The following is a 22,649-nucleotide window of genomic DNA, read 5'->3' on the forward strand; positions in this document are numbered from 1 at the left end:
ACGACGATGTTCCGCACCACCCCTTTGCGGCGCGCGATCGTGGGCCTGAGCGCCGCCTTTGCGATGACCGTTTCCCTGTCCGCCTGCGGTGAGGAGTCGGGCGACACCGGCTCGGGCACCCCCGTGCCCACGGCGTCGGCCGACACCTCGCTGGCCGACAAGGTCCCGGCCGAGATCAAGGCGGCCGGCAAGCTCAAGATCGGTACGGACGCCACGTACGCGCCGAACGAGTACCTGGACGCGGACGGCAAGACGATCGTCGGTTTCGACGTCGACCTGTTCAACGCGGTCGCGCAGAAGCTGGGCCTGACCGCCGAGTGGGAGTCGTCGAAGTTCGACGCGATCATCCCGGGCGTGAGCTCCGGTAAGTACAACGTCGGCGTCTCGTCGTTCACGGTCAACGCCGATCGCATGAAGGAGGCCACCATGGTCTCCTACTTCTCGGCGGGCACCCAGTGGGCGGCGAAGGCCGGCGCGGCGATCAACCCGGACGACGCCTGCGGCAAGAAGGTCGCCGTGCAGGTCGGCACCGTGCAGCTCGAGGACATCACCGCGCGGTCGAAGAAGTGCACCGACGCCGGCAAGGCGAAGATCACGATCGACCAGTACCAGGCGCAGAGCGACGCCACCAACGCGGTCGTCTCGGGCAAGGACGAGGCCATGCTGGCGGACTCGCCGGTCGGCGCGTACGCGGTGAAGCAGACCAACGGCCAGCTGGCCCTGGTCGGCGACATCTACGACGCGGCGCCGTACGGCTACGTCCTGCCGAAGGCGCAGGCCGACCTCGGCGCGGCGATCGAGGGCGCGCTCGAGGCCCTGATCGCCGACGGCACGTACAAGACGATCCTCACCAAGTGGGGCGTCGAGGCCGGCGGCATCACCGACCCGGCAGTCAACCCGCAGGTCTCCTGACCCACGCATGACAACGGAGACACAGTCCGGACGGGCACGACCCGAGGCCATCAAGGCCGTGCCCGTCCGGCACCCCGGGCGCTGGGTGGCAATCGCGGTACTGGCCGTACTCGCCGCGATGTTCCTGCACCTCGTGCTGACCAACGAGCGCTTCAACTGGCATTTCATCTTTGTCAGCATGGGCGAGGGTAAGCGCGGCGCCATGTTCACCGGCCCCGTGCTCGAGGGCCTGCGCGGCACGATCCTGCTGACCGTCTTCGCGATGATCATCGGCGTCGGGCTGGGCATCGTCGTGGCGATCATGCGGCTGTCGACGAACCCGATCCTGTCCGGTGTCGCGTTCCTGTACACCTGGGTGTTCCGGGCGGTGCCGCGGCTGGTGCTGGCGATCCTCTTCGGTAACCTGGGCATCCTGTGGGAGCGGATCGGCCTCGGCCTGCCGTTCGACCGGCAGATCGGCAACCTGTTCGGCATACACGACCTGAACGCGCAGTTCCTGAGCTTCAAGGCCACCGACCTGCTCTCCGGCTTCGTCGCCGGCGTGCTGGCGCTCGGGTTGTCCGAGGCCGCGTACATGGCCGAGATCGTCCGGGCCGGCATCCAGTCCGTCGACGAGGGTCAGTCCGAGGCCGCCTCGGCGCTGGGCCTGTCGCGCAGTCAGGTGCTGCGGCGGATCGTGCTGCCGCAGGCGATGCGGGTGATCGTCCCGCCGACCGGCAACGAGACCATCGCCATGGTCAAGGACACCTCCCTGGTGGCGTTCGTGCCGGTCAGCTTCGAGCTGTTCTTCCAGCTGCAGGCGATCAGCTCGCGCACGTTCGTCGTGCTGCCGGTCCTGATCGCGGCCAGCATCTGGTACCTGATCCTGTGCAGCGTGCTCATGGTGGTCCAGTACTTCGTGGAACGGCACTTCGGGCGCGGCTACGGCGCGGCCGCGAAGGCCCGGATCCGCCTGAGCGGCCTGACGGCCGAGCAGGGCGGAAAGATCAGCGACGGAGGCACGCCATGACGGTCACCGACGACACGACCGCCGAGATGGTACGCGCGGACAACGTGCACAAGTCCTTCGGCTCGCTCGAGGTCCTCAAGGGCATCGACCTGGTGGTCAAGCCCGGTGAGGTGTGCTGCGTGCTCGGGCCGTCCGGCTCGGGTAAGTCGACGTTCCTGCGTTGCATCAACCACCTGGAGAAGATCAACGCAGGCCGGATCTTCGTCGACGGTGAGCTGATCGGCTACCGCGAGCGCGGCGGCAAGCTGCACGAGCTGCGGGAGCGGGAGGTGGCCGCGCAGCGCCGGTCCATCGGCATGGTGTTCCAGCGGTTCAACCTGTTCCCGCACATGACGGTGATGCAGAACGTCATGGAGGCGCCGCTGCGCGTCAAGCGGGAGAACCGGGCCGAGGTCCGGGACCGGGCGGCGGCGCTGCTCGAGCGGGTCGGCCTGGGCGAGAAGAAGGACAACTACCCGGGGCAGCTCTCCGGCGGCCAGCAGCAGCGGGTCGCGATCGCCCGGGCCCTGGCCATGCGGCCCAAGCTGATGCTCTTCGACGAGCCGACCAGCGCGCTCGACCCGGAGCTCGTCGGCGAGGTCCTCGACGTGATGAAGGACCTGGCCCGCGACGGCATGACCATGGTCGTGGTCACCCACGAGATCGGTTTCGCCCGCGAGGTCGGCGACTCGCTGATCTTCATGGACGGCGGCGTCGTGGTCGAGCAGGGCCCGCCGCGGGAGGTCATCGGGAATCCGCAGCAGGAGCGAACCAAGGCGTTCCTCAGCAAGGTGCTGTAAAGCGGGCGGGGCGGTCGGCGTTCCTGTCATACCTCGCGACTAGAGTTCCCGACGTGAGTGACGACGCCCAGACCCCCCGCTTGCTGCTGCTCGACGGGCACTCGCTGGCCTACCGCGCCTACTTCGCGCTGCCGGTGGAGAACTTCTCCACCCACACGGGCCAGGCGACGAACGCCGTGTTCGGCTTCACCTCGATGCTGATCAACATGCTGCGCGACGAGAAGCCCACGCACATCGTGGTCGCCTTCGACGTCTCGCGGAAGTCGTTCCGCACCGAGATCTATCCCGAATACAAGGCCGGCCGCGCGGAGACCCCGGGGCCCTTCCAGGGCCAGGTGAGCCTGGTCAAGGAGGTCCTCGAGGCGCTGCGCATCCCGGTGGTGGAGAAGCCCGGCTACGAGGCCGACGACGTCATCGCGACGCTCGCCGGCCAGGCCCGCGAGGCCGGCATGGAGGTCGTCATCTCCACCGGCGACCGGGACGCGTTCCAGCTGGCCGAGGAGCACGTCACGATCCTCTACCCGGTGCGCGGCGTGTCCGAGGTCTGGCGGATGACCCCCGAGGCCATCGAGACCAAATACGGCGTCGCGCCCGACCGCTACCGCGACAAGGCCGCCCTGGTCGGCGAGACCAGCGACAACCTGACCGGCGTGCCCGGCGTCGGCGACAAGACCGCCGCCAAGTGGATCAATCAGTACGGCGGGCTCGACGGCATCGTCGCGCGGGTCGACGAGATCAAGGGCAAGGCGGGTGAGAGCCTGCGCGCCCACCTGGCCGAGGTCATGCGCAACTACGGCCTCAACGCGCTCGTCCGCGACCTCGAGCTGCCGCTGCGCCCCGAGGACGTCCGGTGGCAGGGCTGGGACCGTGAGGCCGTGCACCAGGTCTTCGACGCGCTCGAGTTCCGGGTGCTGCGCGAGCGGCTGTATTCGTACCTGGACGCGGTCGAGCCCGAGGCCGAGTCCGGCTTCGACCTGTCCGGCGCCGTGCTGGGTGCCGGCGAGGTGGCCGGCTGGCTGGCCGAGCACGCCCAGAAGGCCCCGATCGGCGTGGCCGTCACCGGGCGCTTCGGCCGCGGCACCGGCGAGCTGACCGGCATCGCGGTCGCGACCGGCGACGGCCCGGCCGCCTGGTTCGACCCGACGACGCTGGACGAGGGCGACGAGCGCGCGGTCGCGGCCTGGCTCGCCGACGCCGACCGGCCGAAGGTCATCCACGAGGCCAAGTCGGCGATGCTCGCGTTCCGCGCGCACGGCTGGGCCCTGTCCGGCGTGCGCGTCGACACGGCCCTGGCGGCCTACCTGGCCAAGCCCGACCAGCGGGCCTACGACCTGACCGACCTCGCGCTGCGCTACCTCAAGCGCGAGCTGCGCGTCGACGCCCCCGAGAACGGCCAGCTCACCCTCGACGGCCTCGGCGAGGACGAGGGCACCGCGGAGCAGAACGTCATGCTCCGCGCCCGGGCCACCCTCGACCTGGCCGACACGATCTGCGCGGAGCTGTCCCGCGACGACGGCGCCTCGCAGCGCCTGCTCGCCGAGGTCGAGCAGCCCTTGTCGATCGTGCTCGGCGAGATGGAGCACGTCGGCATCGCCGCCGACACCGCCTACCTGTCGGAGCTGGAGGCACACTTCGCCGCGGAGGTGAAGTCGGCGCAGCAGGGCGCGCACGAGGTGGTCGGGCGCGAGTTCAACCTCGGCTCGCCCAAGCAGCTGCAGGAGATCCTCTTCACCGAGCGCGGCCTGCCCAAGACCAAGAAGATCAAGTCCGGCTACACCACCGACGCGGACGCGCTGCAGAACCTGTTCGCGCAGACCGGCGACCCGGTCCTGGCGCACCTGCTGCGCCACCGCGACGTGGCCAAGCTGAAGTCCACGGTGGACGGCCTGCTCAAGTCCGTCTCCGACGACGGCCGGATCCACACCACGTTCAACCAGACGGTCGCCGCGACGGGCCGGCTCTCCTCGACGGACCCCAACCTGCAGAACATCCCGATCCGCACCGAGGAGGGCCGCCGCATCCGGCGCGCGTTCGTGGTGGGCGACGGCTACGAGCAGCTGCTGACCGCCGACTACAGCCAGATCGAGATGCGCATCATGGCGCACCTGTCCGGCGACGAGGCGCTGATCGCCGCGTTCAACTCGGGCGCCGACTTCCACGCGGCCACCGCCTCGTCGGTCTTCCACGTCCCGCTCGACGAGGTCATCCCGGACCAGCGCCGCAAGATCAAGGCGATGAACTACGGCCTCGCGTACGGCCTGAGCGCCTTCGGTCTCTCCAACCAGCTCAGCATCGGCACCGACGAGGCCAAGGCCCTGATGGAGGAGTACTTCGAACGCTTCGGCGGCGTCCGCGACTACCTCCAGGCGGTGGTCCGCCGCGCGGTCCAGGACGGCTACACGGCCACCATCCTCGGCCGCCGCCGCTACCTGCCGGACCTGAGCAGCGACAACCGCCAGCGCCGCGAAATGGCCGAACGCATGGCCCTCAACGCCCCGATCCAGGGCTCGGCCGCCGACATCATCAAGGTCGCCATGCTCCGCGTCGACGCGGCCCTGCGCACCGCCGACCTGAGGTCCCGCATGCTCCTCCAGGTCCACGACGAACTCGTCTTCGACGTGGCCCCGGGCGAACGCGAGGCCCTCGAGGAACTGGTCCGCCGCGAGATGGGCGGCGCCTACCCACTCTCGGTCCCACTCGAGGTCTCGGTCGGCGGCGGCCAGGACTGGAACGTGGCCGGCCACTAGGCCCTCCACAACCAAGCCCCACGCGGTGGCCGGGCGTCGCACCCCGGCCACCTCCCACCCCCGGCCGACCGACACTGTCGCGCCGACAACGCGGTCGGCGCAACAGGCCCGCAGCCGCGCGGTCGCCCACCGCAGCAACGACGGCGCCCCGCCAACCGGCGGCCGCGTTGCTGCAGAGCAGAAGCGGTAGCCACAGCGGTACCTGCACTACGGCAACGGCGGCGACGCTAGCAGTGTCAGGAACGGTAGCGACAGGCGTCGCGTCAGCAGCAGTGGCATTGGCTGGAAGTGGCCCCTGCACTGCGGTAGCGGCGGCGGCGCCCGGTCGGACCGGGGACGGCAACTACAGGCGGCAGCGGCGGAGCACGCCCGTTCTCTGCGATGTCGGGTGGTCTGGGCTGACGCCACAGGTTGCTTGCACGGGCATGCTCCTCCTGCGTGGGACAAGGCTCCCCGGTTCTAGGCAGCCTCCCGCGCGTGCACAGCAGCTGAACCCTTGTCGAAGGGTGCCCGACGATGAATCGCGCTGAGGAACCCGCCCAGCGTGCCGCCGTGTACTGTCGCCGCCCGTTCGCCATGCCTGCCTGCGGCCCGCTCACCGCCCGCGTGCCCGCCCGCTCGGCTCGCCGTCCGCCCGCGTGCCCGCCCGCTCGGCTCGCCGTCCGCCCGCGTGCCCGCCCGCTCGGCTCGCCGTCCGCCTGCCCGCCGATGCCTGCCCGCCCGCTCGCCGCTGCCTGTCCGCCGCAGCCTGCCCGCTCGCCGCGGTTCGGCTGTCGCGGTCTGCTTGTCGCGGTTCGCTTGCTGCGGTTCGCCCGTCGCGGTCTGGCTGCCACGTGTCCCGGCTCGCTTAGCGCCGCCTGCCGATCGGCTGTCGCCGTGAACGTTCGGCTTCGGATGCATGCGATGCCGCTACGGCATGATTGACGGCCATCTAATCCGGGGCGTCTATCCGCGGCAACCCGTGCTCAGCCCTGAGCCCGAAGATCTCTCGGTCGTCGAGGCAATTCTCGGGGTTGTTTCCGGCCCGGCGCAGGTGATTCCGGCCACTACCGATGTGTGTCGCATCATGTCCATGGCGGGCGTCCGAGGTGGACTGTAGATGACGAACGTCTCTGCCTTGGCGTCGTTCGAGCTCAGGCGGCACCCTCCACCTCGGATTCCGCAGCCCAGGGGTGGTGTTCCGGTAGCTGGCGGAATTCGTCGCCGAATAATGCATTCTGTCATTTGGGCGACGATGAGACAGCACTCCGCAATCACAGTCAATTAGCGGATACCCGAAGCTTGCTTCCGTTTGCAAGGGTGGGCTGATGTCGAGTTCAACGATCGAATTGGCGAAGTCGTCGGGCGCGTGGGCCCCCGTCGTCCACGGGTCGCTCGATGCGGACCAGGCACGGGCGATCGCGCCGATGTTCAAGGCGCTGGGCGACCCGGTGCGCCTGCGGCTCCTGTCGATGATCGCGTCCGCCGGCGGCGGCGAGGTCTGCGTCTGCGACCTCACCGGTTCGTTCAAGCTGACCGGTCCGACGATCTCGCACCACCTCAAGGTCCTACGCGAGGCCGGCCTGGTCGACAGCGACCGCCGCGGCACCTGGGTCTACTACCGACTCGTCCCGGCGGCACTCGCACTGCTCGCCGGTCTCCTCGACGTAAGCGGCGCCACCGCAAGAGCCTGATCCGGCCCGCCTGCGTCTTCCCGACCATCCGGGTCTCGACCCCGCCGCACTCTCGCGGCGGCTCGATCCGGCTCGGCCGGCTTGCCTGTAGCGGTTTGGTCTGGCGGGATTGCTGTGACGGGTCAGTCCGGCCCGGCAGGTTGCCCACAATGGCTCGGTCTGGCTTCTCGGCGTTCCAGCTGGTGCGATGCGCCTGCCCGGGCGGGGTTGGGCCGTCGTGACGGTCGGTCCTGTTCGGCTGGTTGATCGCAGCGGTTTGGTCCTGACGTTGGACCGGGCCGTCGTGACGGTCGGGTCCTGCTCGGCTGGCTGGTCGCAGCGGTTTGGTCCGGACGTTGGACCGGGCAGACGTGGCGGTCGGTGCACCAGCCGCTGGAACCCACGGGCCAGGGCGGTCATTTGGCCCACTTCGCGTGCTCGTAGCGGGTCGTTCGGCGGGGAGGACGAGGGCGTCTGGCTCCGAGGGTCTCGCGTCGAGCTGATGGTCGCGCCCGACTGCGGTGCGTTCTGGCGGCGCTGTCGTGTTCCCGCGGCGGTTTGCCGACGTGCCCGACCGCGCGCACACGATCCGACCGCCCCGGCCGACCTCCCCGGCCCGCGCGCACCGCGTTGACGGCGCCGGCCTGCTCGGCCGACCCGCGCCCGCCGCCCTGCTCGGCCCCGGCGCCCCCGTGCCGCTCGAGGCCGGCCTCGTCGTCGAGGGCGACGGCGGCGCTGCTCCTCGCCTGCGTCGCGCTGGAGCAATTGCCCGGCCGCGTGCGGACGTCTCTCGGCCGGGCCTGTAGTGCCATTGCCCGGCCGTGATGAGTGGGCCCCGGTCGGTAGGCCTGGAGTGGAAGCGAGAATCCGCCTCAGCCACGGACGACCCTGTTCCCACGAGGCCGCAGCTCGGGCGGCCGCAGGCCCAGGGCGACGACAACCCTCAGGTTCGGCCGGCGCGAACGACCGATTGCACTTGGCCGCCCTGCAGCTTGTCCAGCCGATGGCGGGAGCGAACGCGGCGCCCCTGCGGCTGGGCGATACGAAACCTGTGTGGTCACAGCTGTGGGTGATCCGGTCACGCCGTACGGCCTGGTTCGCAAGACCCTCGGCCGGAGCGGCACGAACATGCGCTGGGTGAAAGCCGAGCAGAGCTCCCACCTGGGCCACAGCCTGAGCGGAGGCGGGCCGCTTCACACCGCAGGCTTCGCCGCTACGTTGTCAACGTTCGTCTTGATCCAGAGCGAGGTTCGATCGGATGCCGGTACTGCAGCAGGTTCTCACCAAATCGAGACGCAAGTGGTTGTATATCGGTCTAGCTTTCGTCGTCGGCTGCTCCGTCGGATTCGTAACCGCGCAGCTGATGCGGGATACGAACTCCGCAACGGCCGAGAGCCTCACGGGCACCGTCACCTGGTCGAACCAGAACGACCGCCTCATCGCGTTCGAAGCTGACGGCGAGAAGCGTGATCCGCTCGACGGCCAGGCCCTGTATCACGTGATCAGCGATGAGCTGAACTTCCCCCGCTGCTTGACCGCAACCGCGAGCGATCCGGTCCGCCTCGACCACCGGCGGGTCACCCTCGAGGCCGTCAATCGAGATTACGGTGGCCCGCAGCAGACCCATGTCGCGATGTCAGTCCGTTGCTTGGACTGAGCTGAGCAAGCTCATCAGAAGTCAGGCGAGGGAGGCTGGTCAGTCCTCCAGCAACCTGCTACGAGGGCAGGTGGCTGACGAAGATCGCCGTGCCGGGGAAGATGCGGCCACGCATCGGACTCCACTGCCCCCAGATCTGATCGTGCCCCTCCGGCCACTCCGGCTCCACCAGGTCGTCCAGCACGAACCCCGCCCCGACCAGCTCACGGACCCGGTCGCCGAGCGTCCGGTGCTGTTCCACGTAGGTCGGCATCCCGTCCGCGTCCTGCTCGACATAGGGCCGCCGGTCGAAGTAGGGATGCGTAGCCACCAGCCCCTCCTCGCCCGGCTCATCCAGGAAGATCCAGCGCATCGGATGAGTGATGGAGAACACCCATCGCCCGCCCGGCCTCAGGACCCTGGCGACCTCCTTCATCACCATCCCGGAGTCCGCCACGAACGGAACCGCGCCGAACGCCGTGCAGACCACGTCGAAGGCCGACGTCGCGAACGGCAGTGCCAGCGCGTCGGCCTGCACCAGCGGCACCCGTACGCCGCTGCGGTCGGCCGCCGCGCGCGCGTGGCCCAGCATCCCCGCCGACAGGTCGAGCGCGACCACGTCGGCGCCCTGGCCGTCCAGCCAGCGCGCTCCCGCGGCCGCGCCGGCGCCCAGCTCCAGGATCCGCCGGCCGCGGACCTCGCCCAGCAGGCGCGCGTCCGCCTCCCGCAGGCCCTCCGGGCACCAGACGAAGTCCACGTCGCCGAGGAACGTGCCGTGCTCCTCCTGGTAGTCGTCCGCGTCCAGGTCCCACCAGTGCCGGCTGGCCGCGCGGCTCTCGTCGTCGGTCACGGCCCGGCGCAGCGCGCCGGCCGAGGGAGATGGTTGCGCTTCGATCACCGTTCAGACGGTACGGGGGGCGTATGACACCGCGGGAGCCAGGGCGAGATGGGGTCTAATCGGCACAAAAAGCCCTGGGTACGGAGTTTGCCTTCAACAATGTGCCTCGGTCATCAGGAGGCCTTGCAACCTGTGGTAATGCGCACGGTAAGCTAGTCGATGCACTCGCGGATCGTGTGCCTCGGCAGGGAGCAGGTTCCGCAAGTCGTCGGTCCCAGCATGATCCTGCTCGCCTGATCTGACCTCTCGTCGTGATCACCGGATGTTCGTGCTGTGCCCGCCGGCAGTTCCGCGGGGCGCGAGAGTCACCACGACACCATCCGTTCGGAGCAACAGTCCACATGACGAGCAGCATCGAGGCCACCTCGAGCGCCAACAAGGTCACCGTCGACGATCTTGGCTCTGAGGAAGCTTTCCTCGCAGCCATCGACGAGACCATCAAGTACTTCAACGACGGCGACATTGTCGAAGGCACCGTCGTCAAGGTCGATCGGGACGAGGTCCTGCTCGACATCGGCTACAAGACCGAGGGCGTCATCCCCTCGCGCGAGTTGTCGATCAAGCACGACGTGGACCCCGCGGAAGTGGTGTCGGTCGGTGACCACATCGAAGCCCTCGTCCTCACCAAGGAGGACAAGGAAGGTCGCCTGATCCTCTCGAAGAAGCGTGCGCAGTACGAGCGCGCGTGGGGCACGATCGAGAAGATCAAGGAGGACGACGGCGTCGTTCGCGGCTCCGTCATCGAGGTCGTCAAGGGTGGCCTCATCCTCGACATCGGCCTCCGCGGCTTCCTCCCGGCCTCGCTGGTCGAGATGCGCCGTGTCCGCGACCTCCAGCCGTACGTCGGCCGGGAGCTCGAGGCGAAGATCATCGAGCTGGACAAGAACCGCAACAACGTGGTCCTGTCCCGCCGCGCCTGGCTCGAGCAGACGCAGTCCGAGGTTCGCACCGAGTTCCTCAACAAGCTGCAGAAGGGCCAGGTCCGCAAGGGCGTCGTGTCCTCCATCGTCAACTTCGGTGCCTTCGTGGACCTGGGTGGCGTGGATGGCCTGGTGCACGTCTCCGAGCTCTCCTGGAAGCACATCGACCACCCCTCCGAGGTTGTCGAGGTCGGCCAGGAGGTCGAGGTCGAGGTGCTCGACGTCGACCTGGACCGCGAGCGCGTCTCGCTGTCGCTGAAGGCGACCCAGGAAGACCCGTGGCGCCAGTTCGCCCGGACCCACGCGATCAACCAGATCGTGCCGGGCAAGGTCACCAAGCTGGTTCCGTTCGGTGCGTTCGTCCGCGTCGACGACGGCATCGAGGGCCTGGTGCACATCTCCGAGCTGGCCGAGCGGCACGTCGAGCTGCCCGAGCAGGTCGTCCAGGTGGGCTCCGACGTCATGGTCAAGGTCATCGACATCGACCTCGAGCGTCGCCGGATCTCGCTGTCGCTCAAGCAGGCCAACGAGAACTTCGTCGAGGGCGAGGAGCACTTCGACCCGACCCTCTACGGCATGGCCGCGACGTACGACAACGAGGGCAACTACATCTACCCGGAGGGCTTCGACCCCGAGACGGGTGAGTGGCTCGAGGGCTTCGACAAGCAGCGCGAGGTGTGGGAGAAGCAGTACGCCGACGCTCGCGAGCGCTGGGAGGCCCACACCAAGCAGGTGCAGGCGTCCCGCGAGGCCGACGCCGAGGCCGCGCTCAACCCGGCTCCGGCCGGCGGCGTGACCACCTCGTCGACCTCCACCTCCACCAGCACGTCGACGAGCTCGTCCTCGCCGGCGCGTGCGGCGGAGGAGCCGGCCGGCACCCTGGCCACCGACGAGGCGCTCGCCGCTCTGCGCGAGAAGCTCGCCGGCGGCAAGAGCTGACCCAGCTCGTAGCCAGTAGCTAGCAAGGCCCGAGGGCCGTCCGCGATTTCGGTCGCGGGCGGCCCTTCGGCATACTTGCCGCGTGCTGAAAGTGGGTCTCACCGGAGGAATCGGCGCGGGCAAGAGCGCGGTCGCGCAGCGCCTCGTCCAGCGCGGCGCGATCCTGATCGACGCCGACAGGCTGGCCCGCGAGGTCGTCGCGGCCGGCACCGACGGCCATGCCGCGGTCGTCGAGGCCTTCGGACCGGAGGTCCTCGGCCCGGACGGCGAGCTCGACCGCCCGGCCCTCGGCGCCCGGGTCTTCGGAGACGAAGCGGCCCGCCGCCGGCTCGAGAGCATCATTCACCCCCGCGTACGCGCCCGTACGGTCGAACTGACGTCCTCGGCCCCGCCGGACGCGATCGTGGTCAACGACGTGCCGCTGCTGGTCGAGACCGGGCTGGCGCCGTCGTACCACCTCGTCGTCGTGGTCGACGCCGACCCGGCGGTCCGGATCGAACGGCTCGTGTCGCTGCGCGGCATGACCCGGGAGCAGGCGGCCGCCCGCATCGCCGCCCAGGCCGACGAGGCCGTTCGGCGCGCGGCCGCGGACGCCCTGCTGGTCAACGATGCCGGCCTCGACGAGCTGGACGCACAGGTCGAGCGGTTGTGGCGGGACCGGCTCCGGCCGTACGAGGAGAATCTCCGCCTGGGGCGCCGCGCCCCGGACGATGGCGTGCTGCGCGTCGTACCCCCGGATCCGACCTGGCCGGAGCAGGCAGGCCGGGTGATCGCACGGATCCGGCACGCGCTCGGCGGGGACGCCGACGTCTCGCATATCGGGTCGACCGCCGTTCCCGGGCTGCCGGCCAAGAACATCATCGATCTGATGCTGGCCGTGCCGACGCTGGAAGTGGCCGACCGGCTCGCGGACGCACTCGGCGGCGCCGGCCTGCCACGCCGGGTGGGCAAATGGCAGGACAACGCCCGCGGCCTGCCCGGCAAGACCTGGCCGAAGCGCCTGCATGGCAGCGCCGACCCCGCCCGCCCGGTCAACCTGCACGTCCGGGTCACCGGCTCGCCGGGCTGGCGCTTCGCGCTGCTCATGCGCGACCACCTGCGCGCGGTCCCCGAGGCCCGCGCCGAATACATCGCGGCCAAGGAACGCTGGGCGGCGCGCCACAGCGACAGGGCGAGCTACTCGGAGGCGAAGGAGCCGTGGTTCGACTCGGAGGCGGTGGCCGCCCAGGAGTGGGCGGAGGCTACCGGCTGGTGCCCGGACTCCGGCCGGCCAACGCCGTAGGCGGGCAGGCGCAGGCCTGGTTGCCTCTGCTTCGCCCGGCCCTTCCGTGCGAGGCGTCCTCACAGTCCCGGCACCTTGCGCTTTCCCCCAGCACCTCAGGCCCGTGACCTGTCGGGCCGTGCAGAGGCGAAGGAGCCGTGGTTCGACTCGGAGGCGGTGGCTGCGCAGGAGTGGGCGGAGGCTGCCGGTTGGTGCTGGACTCCGGCCGGCCAAGACCGTAGACAGGCAGGCGCAGGCCTCTGGGTGCCTCCGCTTCGCCCAGTCTTTCCGTGCCACGCGCCCTCACGGTCCCGGCGCCTTGTTCACCCCAGCACCTCAGGTCCGGCGATCTGTCGGGCCGTGCAGAGGCGAAGGAGCCGTGGTTCGACTCGGAGGCGGGTGGCTGCGCAGGAGTGGGTGGGGGCTACCGGCTGGTGCCTGGACTCCGGCTGGCCAAGGCCGTAGGCGGGCAGGCGCAGGCCTGGATGTCTCCGCTTCGCCCAGCCTTCCCGTGCCCGGCGCCCTCACGGTCCCGCCACGTTCTTCAACCCAGCTCAGACCTGTCGGGCCATGCAGAGGCGAAGGAGCCGTGGGTGAGCGGAGGCGGCCCGGCTGACGCCCGGATGCCGATCAGCAGGTAGGAGGCGTAGGCCTAGCCGCTACCTTCCTGACCTGGTGTCGTCTGGTTCTGATGCACCCCCTGGCCCGTGACCTCCGCTGGCACGCTGGCATTGGGGTGTGTGAATGCTGAGGTCTGAAGGCGTTCAGGCGGGGTAGCGGGCCGGTACCTCCTCGACGAGCGGGCGGGCGGTCTCGTCCTCGCTCAGCAGGCGTCCATGCGACGCAGGCGGGGTAGGAGCTCTGGGTGAGGGACGTGGCGACGCTGGGAGCGGAAGGCATCGTCTGGGCGCAACGGCGTTCGTCTGAGTGGGCGCCGGACAGGAAGGGGCGCCCGCGGCGGCCGGTCCGCGCTGAGCGCGACCATCATCAGGTGCGCGCGCCGAGCAGTGTCGGGGCAGCAACCTGCGTGCCGACGCGGCCGCACCGTGTGGTGGTGTCGGACCGGGCCGGGCGGCCGCCGCGAGCGGCCTACCGAGTCACCGTAGCGTCGCTGCCGAACGGTGGACAATGCCGTTTTCGGCGGCCGAATGTGCACCCTCTGAACCGGCCCTGGCGGCAGCCGCTGAAAGTTGTCACACCCCCGACGTAACGTGGTCCCCATGGCGCTCGACATCCCACGACTCGATGGCCGCTTCGAGGTCATCAGCGACTACCAGCCGGCCGGTGACCAGCCAACGGCCATCGCCGAGCTGGAGCGCCGGGTGCGCCGCGGCGACCGCAACACGGTGCTGCTCGGCGCCACCGGCACCGGCAAGAGCGCCACCACCGCCTGGCTCATCGAGAGGCTGCAACGGCCGGCGCTCGTGCTCGCGCCCAACAAGACCCTCTGCGCCCAGCTGGCCAAGGAGTTCCGCGAGCTGCTGCCCAACAACGCGGTCGAATACTTCGTCAGCTACTACGACTACTACCAGCCCGAGGCCTACATCGCGCAGACCGACACCTACATCGAGAAGGACTCGTCGGTCAACGAAGAGGTCGAGCGGCTGCGCCACTCGGCGACGATGTCACTGCTCACCCGCCGCGACGTGATCGTTGTCGCGACCGTCAGCGCGATCTACGGCCTGGGCACCCCGCAGGAATATCTCGACCGCGCGGTCCGCGCCAAGGTCGGGCAGGAGGTCGACCGCGACAAGCTGTTGCGGCGCCTGGTCGACATCCAGTATTCCCGCAACGACATGGCCTTCCAGCGGGGCACGTTCCGGGTCCGCGGCGACACCCTCGAGATCATCCCGGCCTACGAGGAGCTGGCGATCCGCATCGAGCTGTTCGGCGATGAGATCGAGAAGCTCTACTACCTGCACCCGCTGACCGGCGACATCGTCCGCGAGGTCGACGAGCTCGTGATCTTCCCGGCGACGCACTACGGGGTCGGGCCGGAGCGGATGGAGCGGGCGATCCGCGACATCGAGACCGAGCTCGGCGAGCGGCTGGCCGAGCTGGAGCGCCAGGGCAAGCTGCTCGAGGCCCAGCGGCTGCGGATGCGCACCACCTACGACATCGAGATGATGCGCCAGGTCGGCTTCTGCAACGGCATCGAGAACTATTCGATGCACATGGACGGCCGGTCGCCGGGCGACCCCGCCTACACGCTGCTCGACTACTTCCCGGACGACTTCGTCACCGTCATCGACGAGTCGCACGTGACGATCCCGCAGATCGGCGGGATGTATGAGGGCGACGCCTCCCGCAAGCGCATCCTGATCGAGCACGGCTTCCGGCTGCCCAGCGCCGCCGACAACCGGCCGCTGCGCTTCGACGAGTTCCTCGACCGGGTCGGGCAGTTCGTGTTCCTGTCCGCGACGCCGGGGCCGTGGGAGATGCAGGAGGCACAGGGCGAGTTCGTCGAGCAGATCATCCGCCCGACCGGCCTGGTCGACCCGCAGGTGGTGGTGAAGCCCACCAAGGGACAGATCGACGACCTGATGCACGAGATCAAGCTGCGCACGGAGAAGGACGAGCGGGTCCTGGTCACGACGCTGACGAAGAAGATGGCCGAGGACCTCACCGACTATCTGCTGGAGAACGGCATCCGCGTCCGCTACCTGCACTCGGAGGTGGACACGCTGCGCCGCGTCGAGCTGCTCAAGGAGCTGCGCAAGGGCGACTACGACGTGCTGGTCGGCATCAACCTGCTCCGCGAGGGTCTCGACCTGCCGGAGGTCTCGCTGGTGGCGATCCTCGACGCGGACAAGGAGGGCTTCCTGCGCAGCGGGCGCTCGCTGATCCAGACGATCGGCCGCGCGGCCCGCAACGTCTCCGGCGAGGTCCACATGTACGCGGACAAGATGACCCCGTCGATGCGCAACGCGATCGACGAGACCGACCGCCGCCGGGCGAAGCAGATCGCCCACAACGAGGCGAACGGCATCAACCCGGAGCCGCTGCGCAAGAAGATCCACGACATCCTGGACGACATCTACCGCGAGGCCGAGGACACCGACGTGGCGGTCGGCGGGCACGGGCCCGGCGGTCACGTGGTGGGCGGCGGCGGCCGGCAGATGTCGCGCGGCAAGGGCCCGGTCCCGGAGACCCGCTCGAAGGCCCGTGGATCGTCGGTGCCGGCCCGCGAGGGCATGGCCCGCGCCGAGCTGGCCCAGCTGATCCAGGACCTGAACGATCAGATGCTGGCGGCGGCCCGCGAGCTGCAGTTCGAGCTGGCAGCCCGGATCCGCGACGAGGTCAAGGAGCTGAAGAAGGAACTCCGTGGCATGGACGTAGCCGGCGTCCGCTGACGCAACACGCGGGCGGGCGGTAGGGCTCGCGGGCTGCGCGGGCGGTCGGCGGGCCGCGCGGTAGGGCTCGTGGGCGGTCTGCGGGCTGCGCGGCAGGTCTTGCGGGTGGTCGGCAGGTCTCGTGGGCGGTTGGTGGGCTGCGCGGCAGGTCTCGCGGGTGGTGGGCGGGTTGCGCGGCAGGTCTCGCGGGTGGTGGGCGGGTTGCGCGGCAGGCCTTGCGGGTGGTCGGCAGGTCTCGTGGGCGGTTGGCGGGCTGCGCGGCAGGCCTTGCGGGTGGTCGGCAGGTCTCGCGGGCGGTCGGCAGGGCTCGCGGGCGCGGGGGAGGCTTTGTCGCTACGCCGTCCGGGGGCGCGCGGAGAAGCGGCGAGGCGCCGGCACGCGTCCGGAGAAGCGCTCGAAATGCCCGGGTCGTCGTGCCCCGGTCTGCCTACGGCGTGGCCCGTGCTGAGCTGGCCAGCGTGGCCTGCGCTGATGGCCAGCGTGACCCGTGCCGAGCTGGTCCAACCGATTCATGGACCTTAACGATCAGATGCTGGCCAAACATCTGGTGGCGATATGCGGCTGTGGTCGGGCATCTGATGGTGAGATGCGGCGGTGGCCGTGGATGTGGCCGGACATCTGGTGGCGAGATGCGGCGGTGGCCGTGGGGATGGCTGGGGGTGGCTTACTAGGCTGGCCGCGTGTCTGTGACCGATGGCATGACCACCGATGGTGTGGCCTGGGCGCCGCTGCTGTTCGAGGATGTGGGCGACTTCCGGGCGGGCAGCGGGAGCGGTGACGCCGACCTGATCCTGCTGGCTCGGCGGTGTCTCGATGTCGACGGTGGCCTGCCGCTTGCGGCCGAGCCCGGCTTTCTGCGTCGTCGTTGGGCGGCGCCTGGGGGTGTTGCCGTGCAGGCGCGGGACCGCGCGGGGACGCTCGTCGCCGCCGGGGCGGTGCGGCCCGGTGGGTCAGGGGACGGGGCGACGTTCACCGGGATGGTGGATCCGGCTGCGCGGGGGCGTGGGCTCGGTGCCCACCTGCTCAGCTGGGGGCTGGCGGAGGGTGGTCGCCACGCGGGTCCGGTCACCGTCGAGACCGAATCGCTCACCGGTGGTGCCGAGGCGTTGTTCGCGGGGCGAGGGCTGCGGCAGGTCTTCGCCGAGGACGTCATGCGTGTCGACCTGGCTGCGGCCGTACCGGATCGGGGTTGGCCCGAGGGTGCGGTCCTGACCGGCTGGACCGAGGCGGCCGCGGGGCGCTTTCATGCGGCCTACGAGGCCGCGTTCCGGGAGCGGCCCGGGTTTCCGGGGTGGACCGCCGAGCAGTGGATCGCGGATCTGGTCGAGGACGACGAGTTCCGGCCGGCCTGGTCCGTGCTGGTGACCGTGCCCGGTCTCGGCGATGCCGGGTTCGTGACGGCGGCGGTCGACTGGATCGTGCAGGTCGGCGTCGTGCCCGCGGCCCGGGGGCGGGGGATCGGCGCGGCGCTCGTCGCCGAGGGGCTGCGGCGGATGCGGGCCGACGGCGGCACCCACGCCTGGCTCGACGTCAACGTCGACAACCCGGCCGTCCATCTGTACCGCAAGCTGGGGTTCGAGCATCGCGGCCGTCGGGCCCGCTACCGGTTCCCGGCGACCGAAGCCTGACGATCCGGGGCATCACCGTGGTGAAGGCCGCGCCGAGTCGGCGCCTTGCCGGCCATCACGACGTGGCTTCGCCAACGGGGTCAGCTTGGCGTGAAAGGTGGCTTGGCCTGGTCGGTTGGCGTGCCGCGAAGAAGGCGCGGCTTTCAAAGCGGTCGGCTTGGCGAGTAGGTGTGGCTTGGCCTGGGCGGTTGGGCACGGCGAGAGAAGGCGCGGCCTCTTAAGCGGCGAGAGAAGGCGGGGCCTCTTCAAGCGGGCGGCATGGCGCGAAGGCCAGGCGGTCGGCTACGAGGATAGAACTAGCCTCCTAGGATGCAGAGGGGGTGTGCCTCTGCGCTCTGGGGAAGCGTCGCGTCATCTGGGTGGTGTGTGACACAGCATCTGGGAAGTGTGTGGCACGACACTCCCGCGAGGAAACCCGGTCTCTGTCCGGTTCTGCGGCCTTCAGCGGCACAAAAAGCGGAGAGCCGCAACACGATTGACAGGGTGATGTGGGGTTCCGGTCGCAGATGCGACACAATAGCCGCGTAGGAGGGGAGTATTCCTCTGCGCCGGTCTCGTCAGCACGGTCTTCACCTCGCGGTGGGCCCGGGGCCGGTGGTCGTCGCCCGCCGGGCGTCGGCGGAAGAGACCTCCGACAGTCGCACGTCGCTGTGACCCGCGAAACCGAGTGGGTGCAGCGATGGACCGTGTCTGCCGGAGGTTTTCGTTGAACGTGTCCGCCTGGGTTTGGGTCGTTACCCTGATCGCCCTGGTCGTTGTCCTCGCCGTCGATCTGCTGATCGTCGGTCGCCGCCCGCACGAGCCGAGCATGCGCGAGGCCGGTGGGTGGGTCGCGTTCTACGTCGGCCTGGCGCTTCTATTCGGGGCCGGACTGTGGCTCGTCGCGGGCGGCCAAGCCGCCGGCGAGTTCTATACGGGCTGGCTGACTGAGTACAGCCTGTCGGTCGACAACCTCTTCGTCTTCGTGATCATCATGGCCCGCTTCGCCGTGCCGCGGCAGTTCCAGCAGAAGGTGCTGCTTATCGGCATCGTGCTGGCGCTGGTCATGCGCGGCGCGTTCATCGCCGCGGGTGCCGCCCTGATCGCGCAGTTCTCGTGGGTCTTCTACATCTTCGGCGCGTTCCTGGTCTACACGGCCATCACGCTGTTCAAGCAGGGTGAGAACGACGAGGAGGACTTCAAGGAGAACATCCTGATCCGGTGGTCGAAGCGGGCGCTGCCGATCTCCTCCTCGTTCGACAGCGGCAAGATGACCATGATCACCGAGACCGGGCGGCGGCTGTTCACGCCGATGCTGATCGTCATGATCGCGATCGGGACCACCGACCTGATCTTCGCGCTCGACTCGATTCCGGCGATCTTCGGCATCACGAAGGAGCCGTACCTGGTCTTCACCGCGAACGTCTTCGCGCTGATGGGCCTGCGCCAGCTGTACTTCCTGCTCGGCGGGCTCCTGGAGCGGCTGGTCTACCTCAACATCGGGCTGGCGTTCGTGCTCGCCTTCATCGGCGTGAAGCTCTTCCTCGAGGCGCTGCACACCAACACGCTGTCGTTCATCAACGGCGGGCACGGTGTGCACTGGGCACCGGAGATCCCGATCTGGCTGTCGCTGCTGGTCATCCTCGGCACGCTGGGCATCGCCACGGTCGCGAGCCTCTACAAATCCTCCCGCGACCGCCGGAAGGAACTGGTCGACACCGGGGTCTGAGCAAGAGCAAAAGACACGGCCCGCGGTACAAGACCGCGGGCCGTGCCATTTCGGGATCGCCGGACGGAACCGGCCGGCTCCCGGGTCCGAACAAAGGGAACGGCCCGCGGTCCGAGACCGCGTGATCGCCGAAGGAACCGGCCGGCTCCCGGGTCCGAGCAAAAGGAACGGCCCGCGGTCCAAGACCGCGGGCCGTGCCGTTGGGTACGGTGCGCGGCTACTGGTGCTTGCGCCGCGCGGCGGCCCGGCCGCGGACCTGCTGGTCGAGCTCCACCTTGCGGATGCGCACAGCCGCCGGGGTGACCTCGACGCACTCGTCCTCGCGGCAGAACTCGAGAGCCTGCTCCAGCGACAGCTTGCGCGGCGGGATCAGGCGCTCGGTGTTGTCGGCGCTCGCGGCCCGCATGTTGGTGAGCTTCTTCTCCTTGGTGATGTTGACGTCCATGTCGTCCTCGCGGGAGTTCTCGCCGACGATCATGCCCTCGTACACCTCGGTGGTCGGCTCGACGAACAGCTGACCGCGCTCCTGCAGGTTGATCATCGCGAAGCCGGTGACCACGCCGGCCCGGTCCGCGACGAGCGAGCCGTTGTTGCGGGTGCGCAGCTCGCCGAACCACGGCTCGTAGCGCTCGAACAGGTGGTGCATGATGCCGGTGCCGCGGGTCTCGGTGAGGAACTCGGTGCGGAAGCCGATCAGGCCGCGCGCGGGCACCAGCCACTCCATCCGGAGCCAGCCGGTGCCGTGGTTGATCAGCTCCTCCATCCGGCCCTTGCGGGTGGACAGCAGCGTGGTGATGGCGCCCATGTACTCGTCGGGGGCGTCGATGGTCAGGCGCTCGACCGGCTCGTGCACCTTGCCGTCGATCGTCTTGGTCACCACCTGCGGCTTGCCGACGGTCAGCTCGTACGACTCGCGGCGCATCTGCTCGACCAGGATGGCCAGGGCGAGCTCGCCGCGGCCCTGCACCTCCCAGGCGTCGGGGCGCTCGGTCGGCAGGATGCGCAGCGAGACGTTGCCGACCAGCTCCTTGTCGAGGCGGTCCTTGACCATGCGGGCGGTGACCTTGGCGCCCTTGACCTTGCCGACCAGCGGCGAGGTGTTGGTGCCCAGGACCATCGAGATGGCCGGCTCGTCGACGCTGATCAGCGGCAGCGGGATCGGGTTCTCCGCGTCGGCGAGGGTCTCGCCGATCATGATCTCGGGGATGCCGGCGACGGCCATGATGTCGCCGGGGCCGGCGCTCTCGGCCGGCTTGCGCTCCAGGCCCTCGGTGATCAACAGCTCCGAGATGCGGACGTTGCTGATCGTTCCGTCGGTCTTGCACCAGGCGACGGTCTGGCCCTTGCGGATGGTGCCCTCGTGTACGCGGCAGAGCGCGAGGCGGCCGAGGAACGGCGAGGCGTCCAGGTTGACGACGTGCGCCTGCAGCGGTGCGCCCTCGGTGAAGGTCGGCGCCGGGATGGTCTCCAGGATGGTGCTGAACAGCACCTCGAGGTCGGTGCTGTCCTCCGGGACGGTGCCGTCCTTCGGCTGGGTCAGCGAGGCGATGCCGTCGCGGGCGCACGCGTAGACGATCGGGAACTCGATCTGGTGCTCGTCCGCGTCCAGGTCGAGGAAGAGCTCGTACGTCTCGTCCACGACCTCCTTGATCCGGGCGTCGGGGCGGTCGACCTTGTTGATGATCAGGATGATCGGCAGCTTGGCCTGCAGCGCCTTGCGGAGCACGAAGCGGGTCTGCGGCAGCGGGCCCTCGCTGGCGTCGACCAGCAGGGCGACGCCGTCGACCATGGTGAGGCCGCGCTCGACCTCGCCGCCGAAGTCGGCGTGGCCGGGGGTGTCGATGATGTTGATGGTGACGGGTCCACCGTCGGCGGGCTGGTAGCTGATCGCCGTGTTCTTGGCGAGAATGGTGATGCCCTTTTCCCGCTCCAGGTCCATGGAGTCCATGACGCGGTCGGCCATCTCGCCACGCGCGTGGGACTGGCTCCCCTGGCGCAGCATGGCGTCGACCAAGGTGGTTTTGCCATGGTCGACGTGGGCGATGATGGCGACGTTGCGTAGGTCGGTGCGGGTCTGCATGGCCACCATTGTCCCCGGCGTTTGTATCGGACGGCGTCCCGGGGGTCAATACCCGGAACCGGTTGCGACCCTCGTCCCGTACGTCCTATTTTCGGGGCGACGCCGCAAACTTCCCGCTGCTACCGTTCGGGCGTCGGTGGCCGGATCGGGGAGGGGCTTCGTCGATGAATCGCAGGATGTTGTGGCTTGTCGCGGCGGTTGCCGCCGTGCTGGTTGTCGCGGGCTGCGGGTTCTTCCGGGGCAACAACGACGATCCCGCGCTGGTGGCGGCGCCGCTTCCCTCGGTCTCCGAACCGGAGAACATCGTCGACCCGGTGATCGAGTCGGAGGAGCCGGAACCGGAGCCGTCGCCTGCCAAGAGCAGCGCGAAGCCGAAGTCGAAGCCGAAGGCGACGCCGACGGAGGACCCCAACAACTTCCAGCTGCCCGAGTGCGCGCACCGGGAGGGCAAGGAGGTCTCGAAGGCGAAGGCAAAGGCGGCGCTGAAGAGCGCCGCCGCCCGCAAGTACTGGCCGACCTCCGCGCCCAAGCTCACGGTGCCGTCGCGGCTGGTGCTGACCACGGCTTGGCACGAGAGCGGCTGGACGTCGAACATCGTCAACTGCGACGGCGGCCGCGGGCTCATGCAGGTGATGCCGGACACCGAGGCCTTCATCAACCAGCGCTTCGAGCAGTCCTTCGCGAGCACCGACTACCGGCAGAACGCGGTGCTCGGCGCGAACTACCTGGCCTGGCTCACCAAGGCCTTCGGCGACCAGTACTTCAAGGGCAGCTACGACCTGAGCGCCGGCAAGTGCAAGACCCACCGCAGCATGTGCCTGTTGAACATGGTGATCTCCGGCTACAACGCGGGCCGGGCGGCGGTCGACGAGTCGCACGGCTCCGGGCGGCTGCCGAACCCGGAGTACGTGGACGTGGTCCGGTCGCTGATGAAGTCCTGCTACTGCGACCGGTACTGAGGCGACCGGGTCATCGAGGCCGCGCCGGTCCGGTTACACTTGTCGGCGGAACCCGGGACTGTGCCCGCCGCTTTGACCCACCTACGGTCGCGGTAGTAAAGTCTCGGGGTTGTCGTGCGTTGATGATGCTGGCGAGCTCCTGACTTAGGCCCGTGCAGCACACACTAA

14 protein-coding genes are annotated in these 22,649 nt (G+C 69.4%); 12 read left to right on the plus strand and 2 right to left on the minus strand.

The genetic code is table 11. The annotated features are described in order from the left end of the window. Positions 1 to 6 precede the first annotated feature (6 nt). The 6 genes from ACIBSW_RS15385 (at position 7) to ACIBSW_RS15410 (ending at position 8,756) form a co-directional block, all read left to right on the plus strand. Entirely contained in the window at positions 7 to 912 is a 906-nt protein-coding gene (locus ACIBSW_RS15385; RefSeq protein WP_354721796.1) for an ABC transporter substrate-binding protein, read from the plus strand. A 7-nt stretch (positions 913 to 919) separates the two neighbouring features. Beyond that, a complete protein-coding gene (locus ACIBSW_RS15390; protein WP_354721762.1) occupies positions 920 to 1,921 on the plus strand; it encodes an amino acid ABC transporter permease in 1,002 nt (333 codons plus the stop codon). Further along, positions 1,918 to 2,700, plus strand: a complete 783-nt coding sequence (locus tag ACIBSW_RS15395) for an amino acid ABC transporter ATP-binding protein (protein ID WP_354721763.1) — start codon at positions 1,918 to 1,920, stop codon at positions 2,698 to 2,700. Before ACIBSW_RS15390 ends, ACIBSW_RS15395 begins: the two co-directional genes overlap by 4 nt. Positions 2,701 to 2,753: 53 nt before the next feature. Beyond that, positions 2,754 to 5,447 (plus strand): DNA polymerase I, encoded by a 2,694-nt coding sequence (gene polA / locus ACIBSW_RS15400; RefSeq protein ID WP_354721764.1) that lies wholly within the window; start codon positions 2,754 to 2,756, stop codon positions 5,445 to 5,447. Between the two features lie 1,307 nt (positions 5,448 to 6,754). Next, positions 6,755 to 7,120: a metalloregulator ArsR/SmtB family transcription factor gene (locus ACIBSW_RS15405; RefSeq protein WP_354721765.1), complete on the plus strand. Its 366-nt coding sequence runs from the start codon at positions 6,755 to 6,757 to the stop codon at positions 7,118 to 7,120. 1,237 nt (positions 7,121 to 8,357) lie between these two features. Continuing rightward, complete coding sequence (locus ACIBSW_RS15410; RefSeq protein WP_354721766.1) at positions 8,358 to 8,756, plus strand: hypothetical protein; 399 nt, start codon at positions 8,358 to 8,360, stop codon at positions 8,754 to 8,756. A 58-nt stretch (positions 8,757 to 8,814) separates the two neighbouring features. Here ACIBSW_RS15410 and ACIBSW_RS15415 read toward each other — a convergent pair whose 3' ends face one another. Next, entirely contained in the window at positions 8,815 to 9,633 is an 819-nt protein-coding gene (locus ACIBSW_RS15415) for a class I SAM-dependent methyltransferase (protein ID WP_404799337.1), read from the minus strand. A 341-nt stretch (positions 9,634 to 9,974) separates the two neighbouring features. On the opposite strand from ACIBSW_RS15415, the gene rpsA reads away from it, so the two are divergent. The 5 genes from rpsA (at position 9,975) to ACIBSW_RS15440 (ending at position 19,442) form a co-directional block, all read left to right on the plus strand. Further along, positions 9,975 to 11,492, plus strand: a complete 1,518-nt coding sequence (rpsA, locus tag ACIBSW_RS15420; RefSeq protein WP_184996451.1) for a 30S ribosomal protein S1 — start codon at positions 9,975 to 9,977, stop codon at positions 11,490 to 11,492. An 82-nt stretch (positions 11,493 to 11,574) separates the two neighbouring features. After that, positions 11,575 to 12,774, plus strand: coding sequence for a dephospho-CoA kinase (gene coaE / locus ACIBSW_RS15425; protein WP_354721767.1), 1,200 nt, complete (start codon positions 11,575 to 11,577; stop codon positions 12,772 to 12,774). Between the two features lie 1,199 nt (positions 12,775 to 13,973). Next, on the plus strand, positions 13,974 to 16,106 hold the full coding sequence (uvrB, locus tag ACIBSW_RS15430) for an excinuclease ABC subunit UvrB (RefSeq protein ID WP_354721768.1): 2,133 nt from the start codon (positions 13,974 to 13,976) through the stop codon (positions 16,104 to 16,106). A 680-nt stretch (positions 16,107 to 16,786) separates the two neighbouring features. Continuing rightward, entirely contained in the window at positions 16,787 to 17,734 is a 948-nt protein-coding gene (locus ACIBSW_RS15435; protein ID WP_354721769.1) for a GNAT family N-acetyltransferase, read from the plus strand. Between the two features lie 712 nt (positions 17,735 to 18,446). Continuing rightward, complete coding sequence (locus ACIBSW_RS15440) at positions 18,447 to 19,442, plus strand: TerC family protein (RefSeq protein ID WP_354721770.1); 996 nt, start codon at positions 18,447 to 18,449, stop codon at positions 19,440 to 19,442. A gap of 217 nt (positions 19,443 to 19,659) precedes the next feature. On the opposite strand, the gene typA is transcribed toward ACIBSW_RS15440, so the two are convergent. Then, positions 19,660 to 21,522 (minus strand): translational GTPase TypA, encoded by a 1,863-nt coding sequence (gene typA / locus ACIBSW_RS15445; protein WP_354721771.1) that lies wholly within the window; start codon positions 21,520 to 21,522, stop codon positions 19,660 to 19,662. Positions 21,523 to 21,686: 164 nt separating this feature from the next. Here typA and ACIBSW_RS15450 point away from each other — a divergent pair, with 164 nt between their 5' ends. Further along, a complete protein-coding gene (locus ACIBSW_RS15450) occupies positions 21,687 to 22,481 on the plus strand; it encodes a transglycosylase SLT domain-containing protein (protein WP_404799338.1) in 795 nt (264 codons plus the stop codon). The last annotated feature ends 168 nt before the right edge of the window (positions 22,482 to 22,649 follow it).

Origin of the sequence: Actinoplanes sp. NPDC049668 (genome assembly GCF_044465445.1) — a bacterium.
GTDB lineage: Bacteria > Actinomycetota > Actinomycetes > Mycobacteriales > Micromonosporaceae > Actinoplanes.

Excerpts from the sequence above, each read along its gene's own strand:
- rpsA (WP_184996451.1), top strand. The coding sequence starts at position 9,975 with ATGACGAGCAGCATCGAGGCCACCTCGAGCGCCAACAAGGTCACCGTC.
- ACIBSW_RS15385 (WP_354721796.1), top strand. The coding sequence starts at position 7 with ATGTTCCGCACCACCCCTTTGCGGCGCGCGATCGTGGGCCTGAGCGCC.
- ACIBSW_RS15395 (WP_354721763.1), top strand. The coding sequence starts at position 1,918 with ATGACGGTCACCGACGACACGACCGCCGAGATGGTACGCGCGGACAAC.
- ACIBSW_RS15410 (WP_354721766.1), top strand. The coding sequence starts at position 8,358 with ATGCCGGTACTGCAGCAGGTTCTCACCAAATCGAGACGCAAGTGGTTG.
- ACIBSW_RS15390 (WP_354721762.1), top strand. The coding sequence starts at position 920 with ATGACAACGGAGACACAGTCCGGACGGGCACGACCCGAGGCCATCAAG.
- typA (WP_354721771.1), bottom strand. The coding sequence starts at position 21,522 with ATGCAGACCCGCACCGACCTACGCAACGTCGCCATCATCGCCCACGTC.
- ACIBSW_RS15405 (WP_354721765.1), top strand. The coding sequence starts at position 6,755 with ATGTCGAGTTCAACGATCGAATTGGCGAAGTCGTCGGGCGCGTGGGCC.
- ACIBSW_RS15450 (WP_404799338.1), top strand. The coding sequence starts at position 21,687 with ATGAATCGCAGGATGTTGTGGCTTGTCGCGGCGGTTGCCGCCGTGCTG.
- uvrB (WP_354721768.1), top strand. The coding sequence starts at position 13,974 with ATGGCGCTCGACATCCCACGACTCGATGGCCGCTTCGAGGTCATCAGC.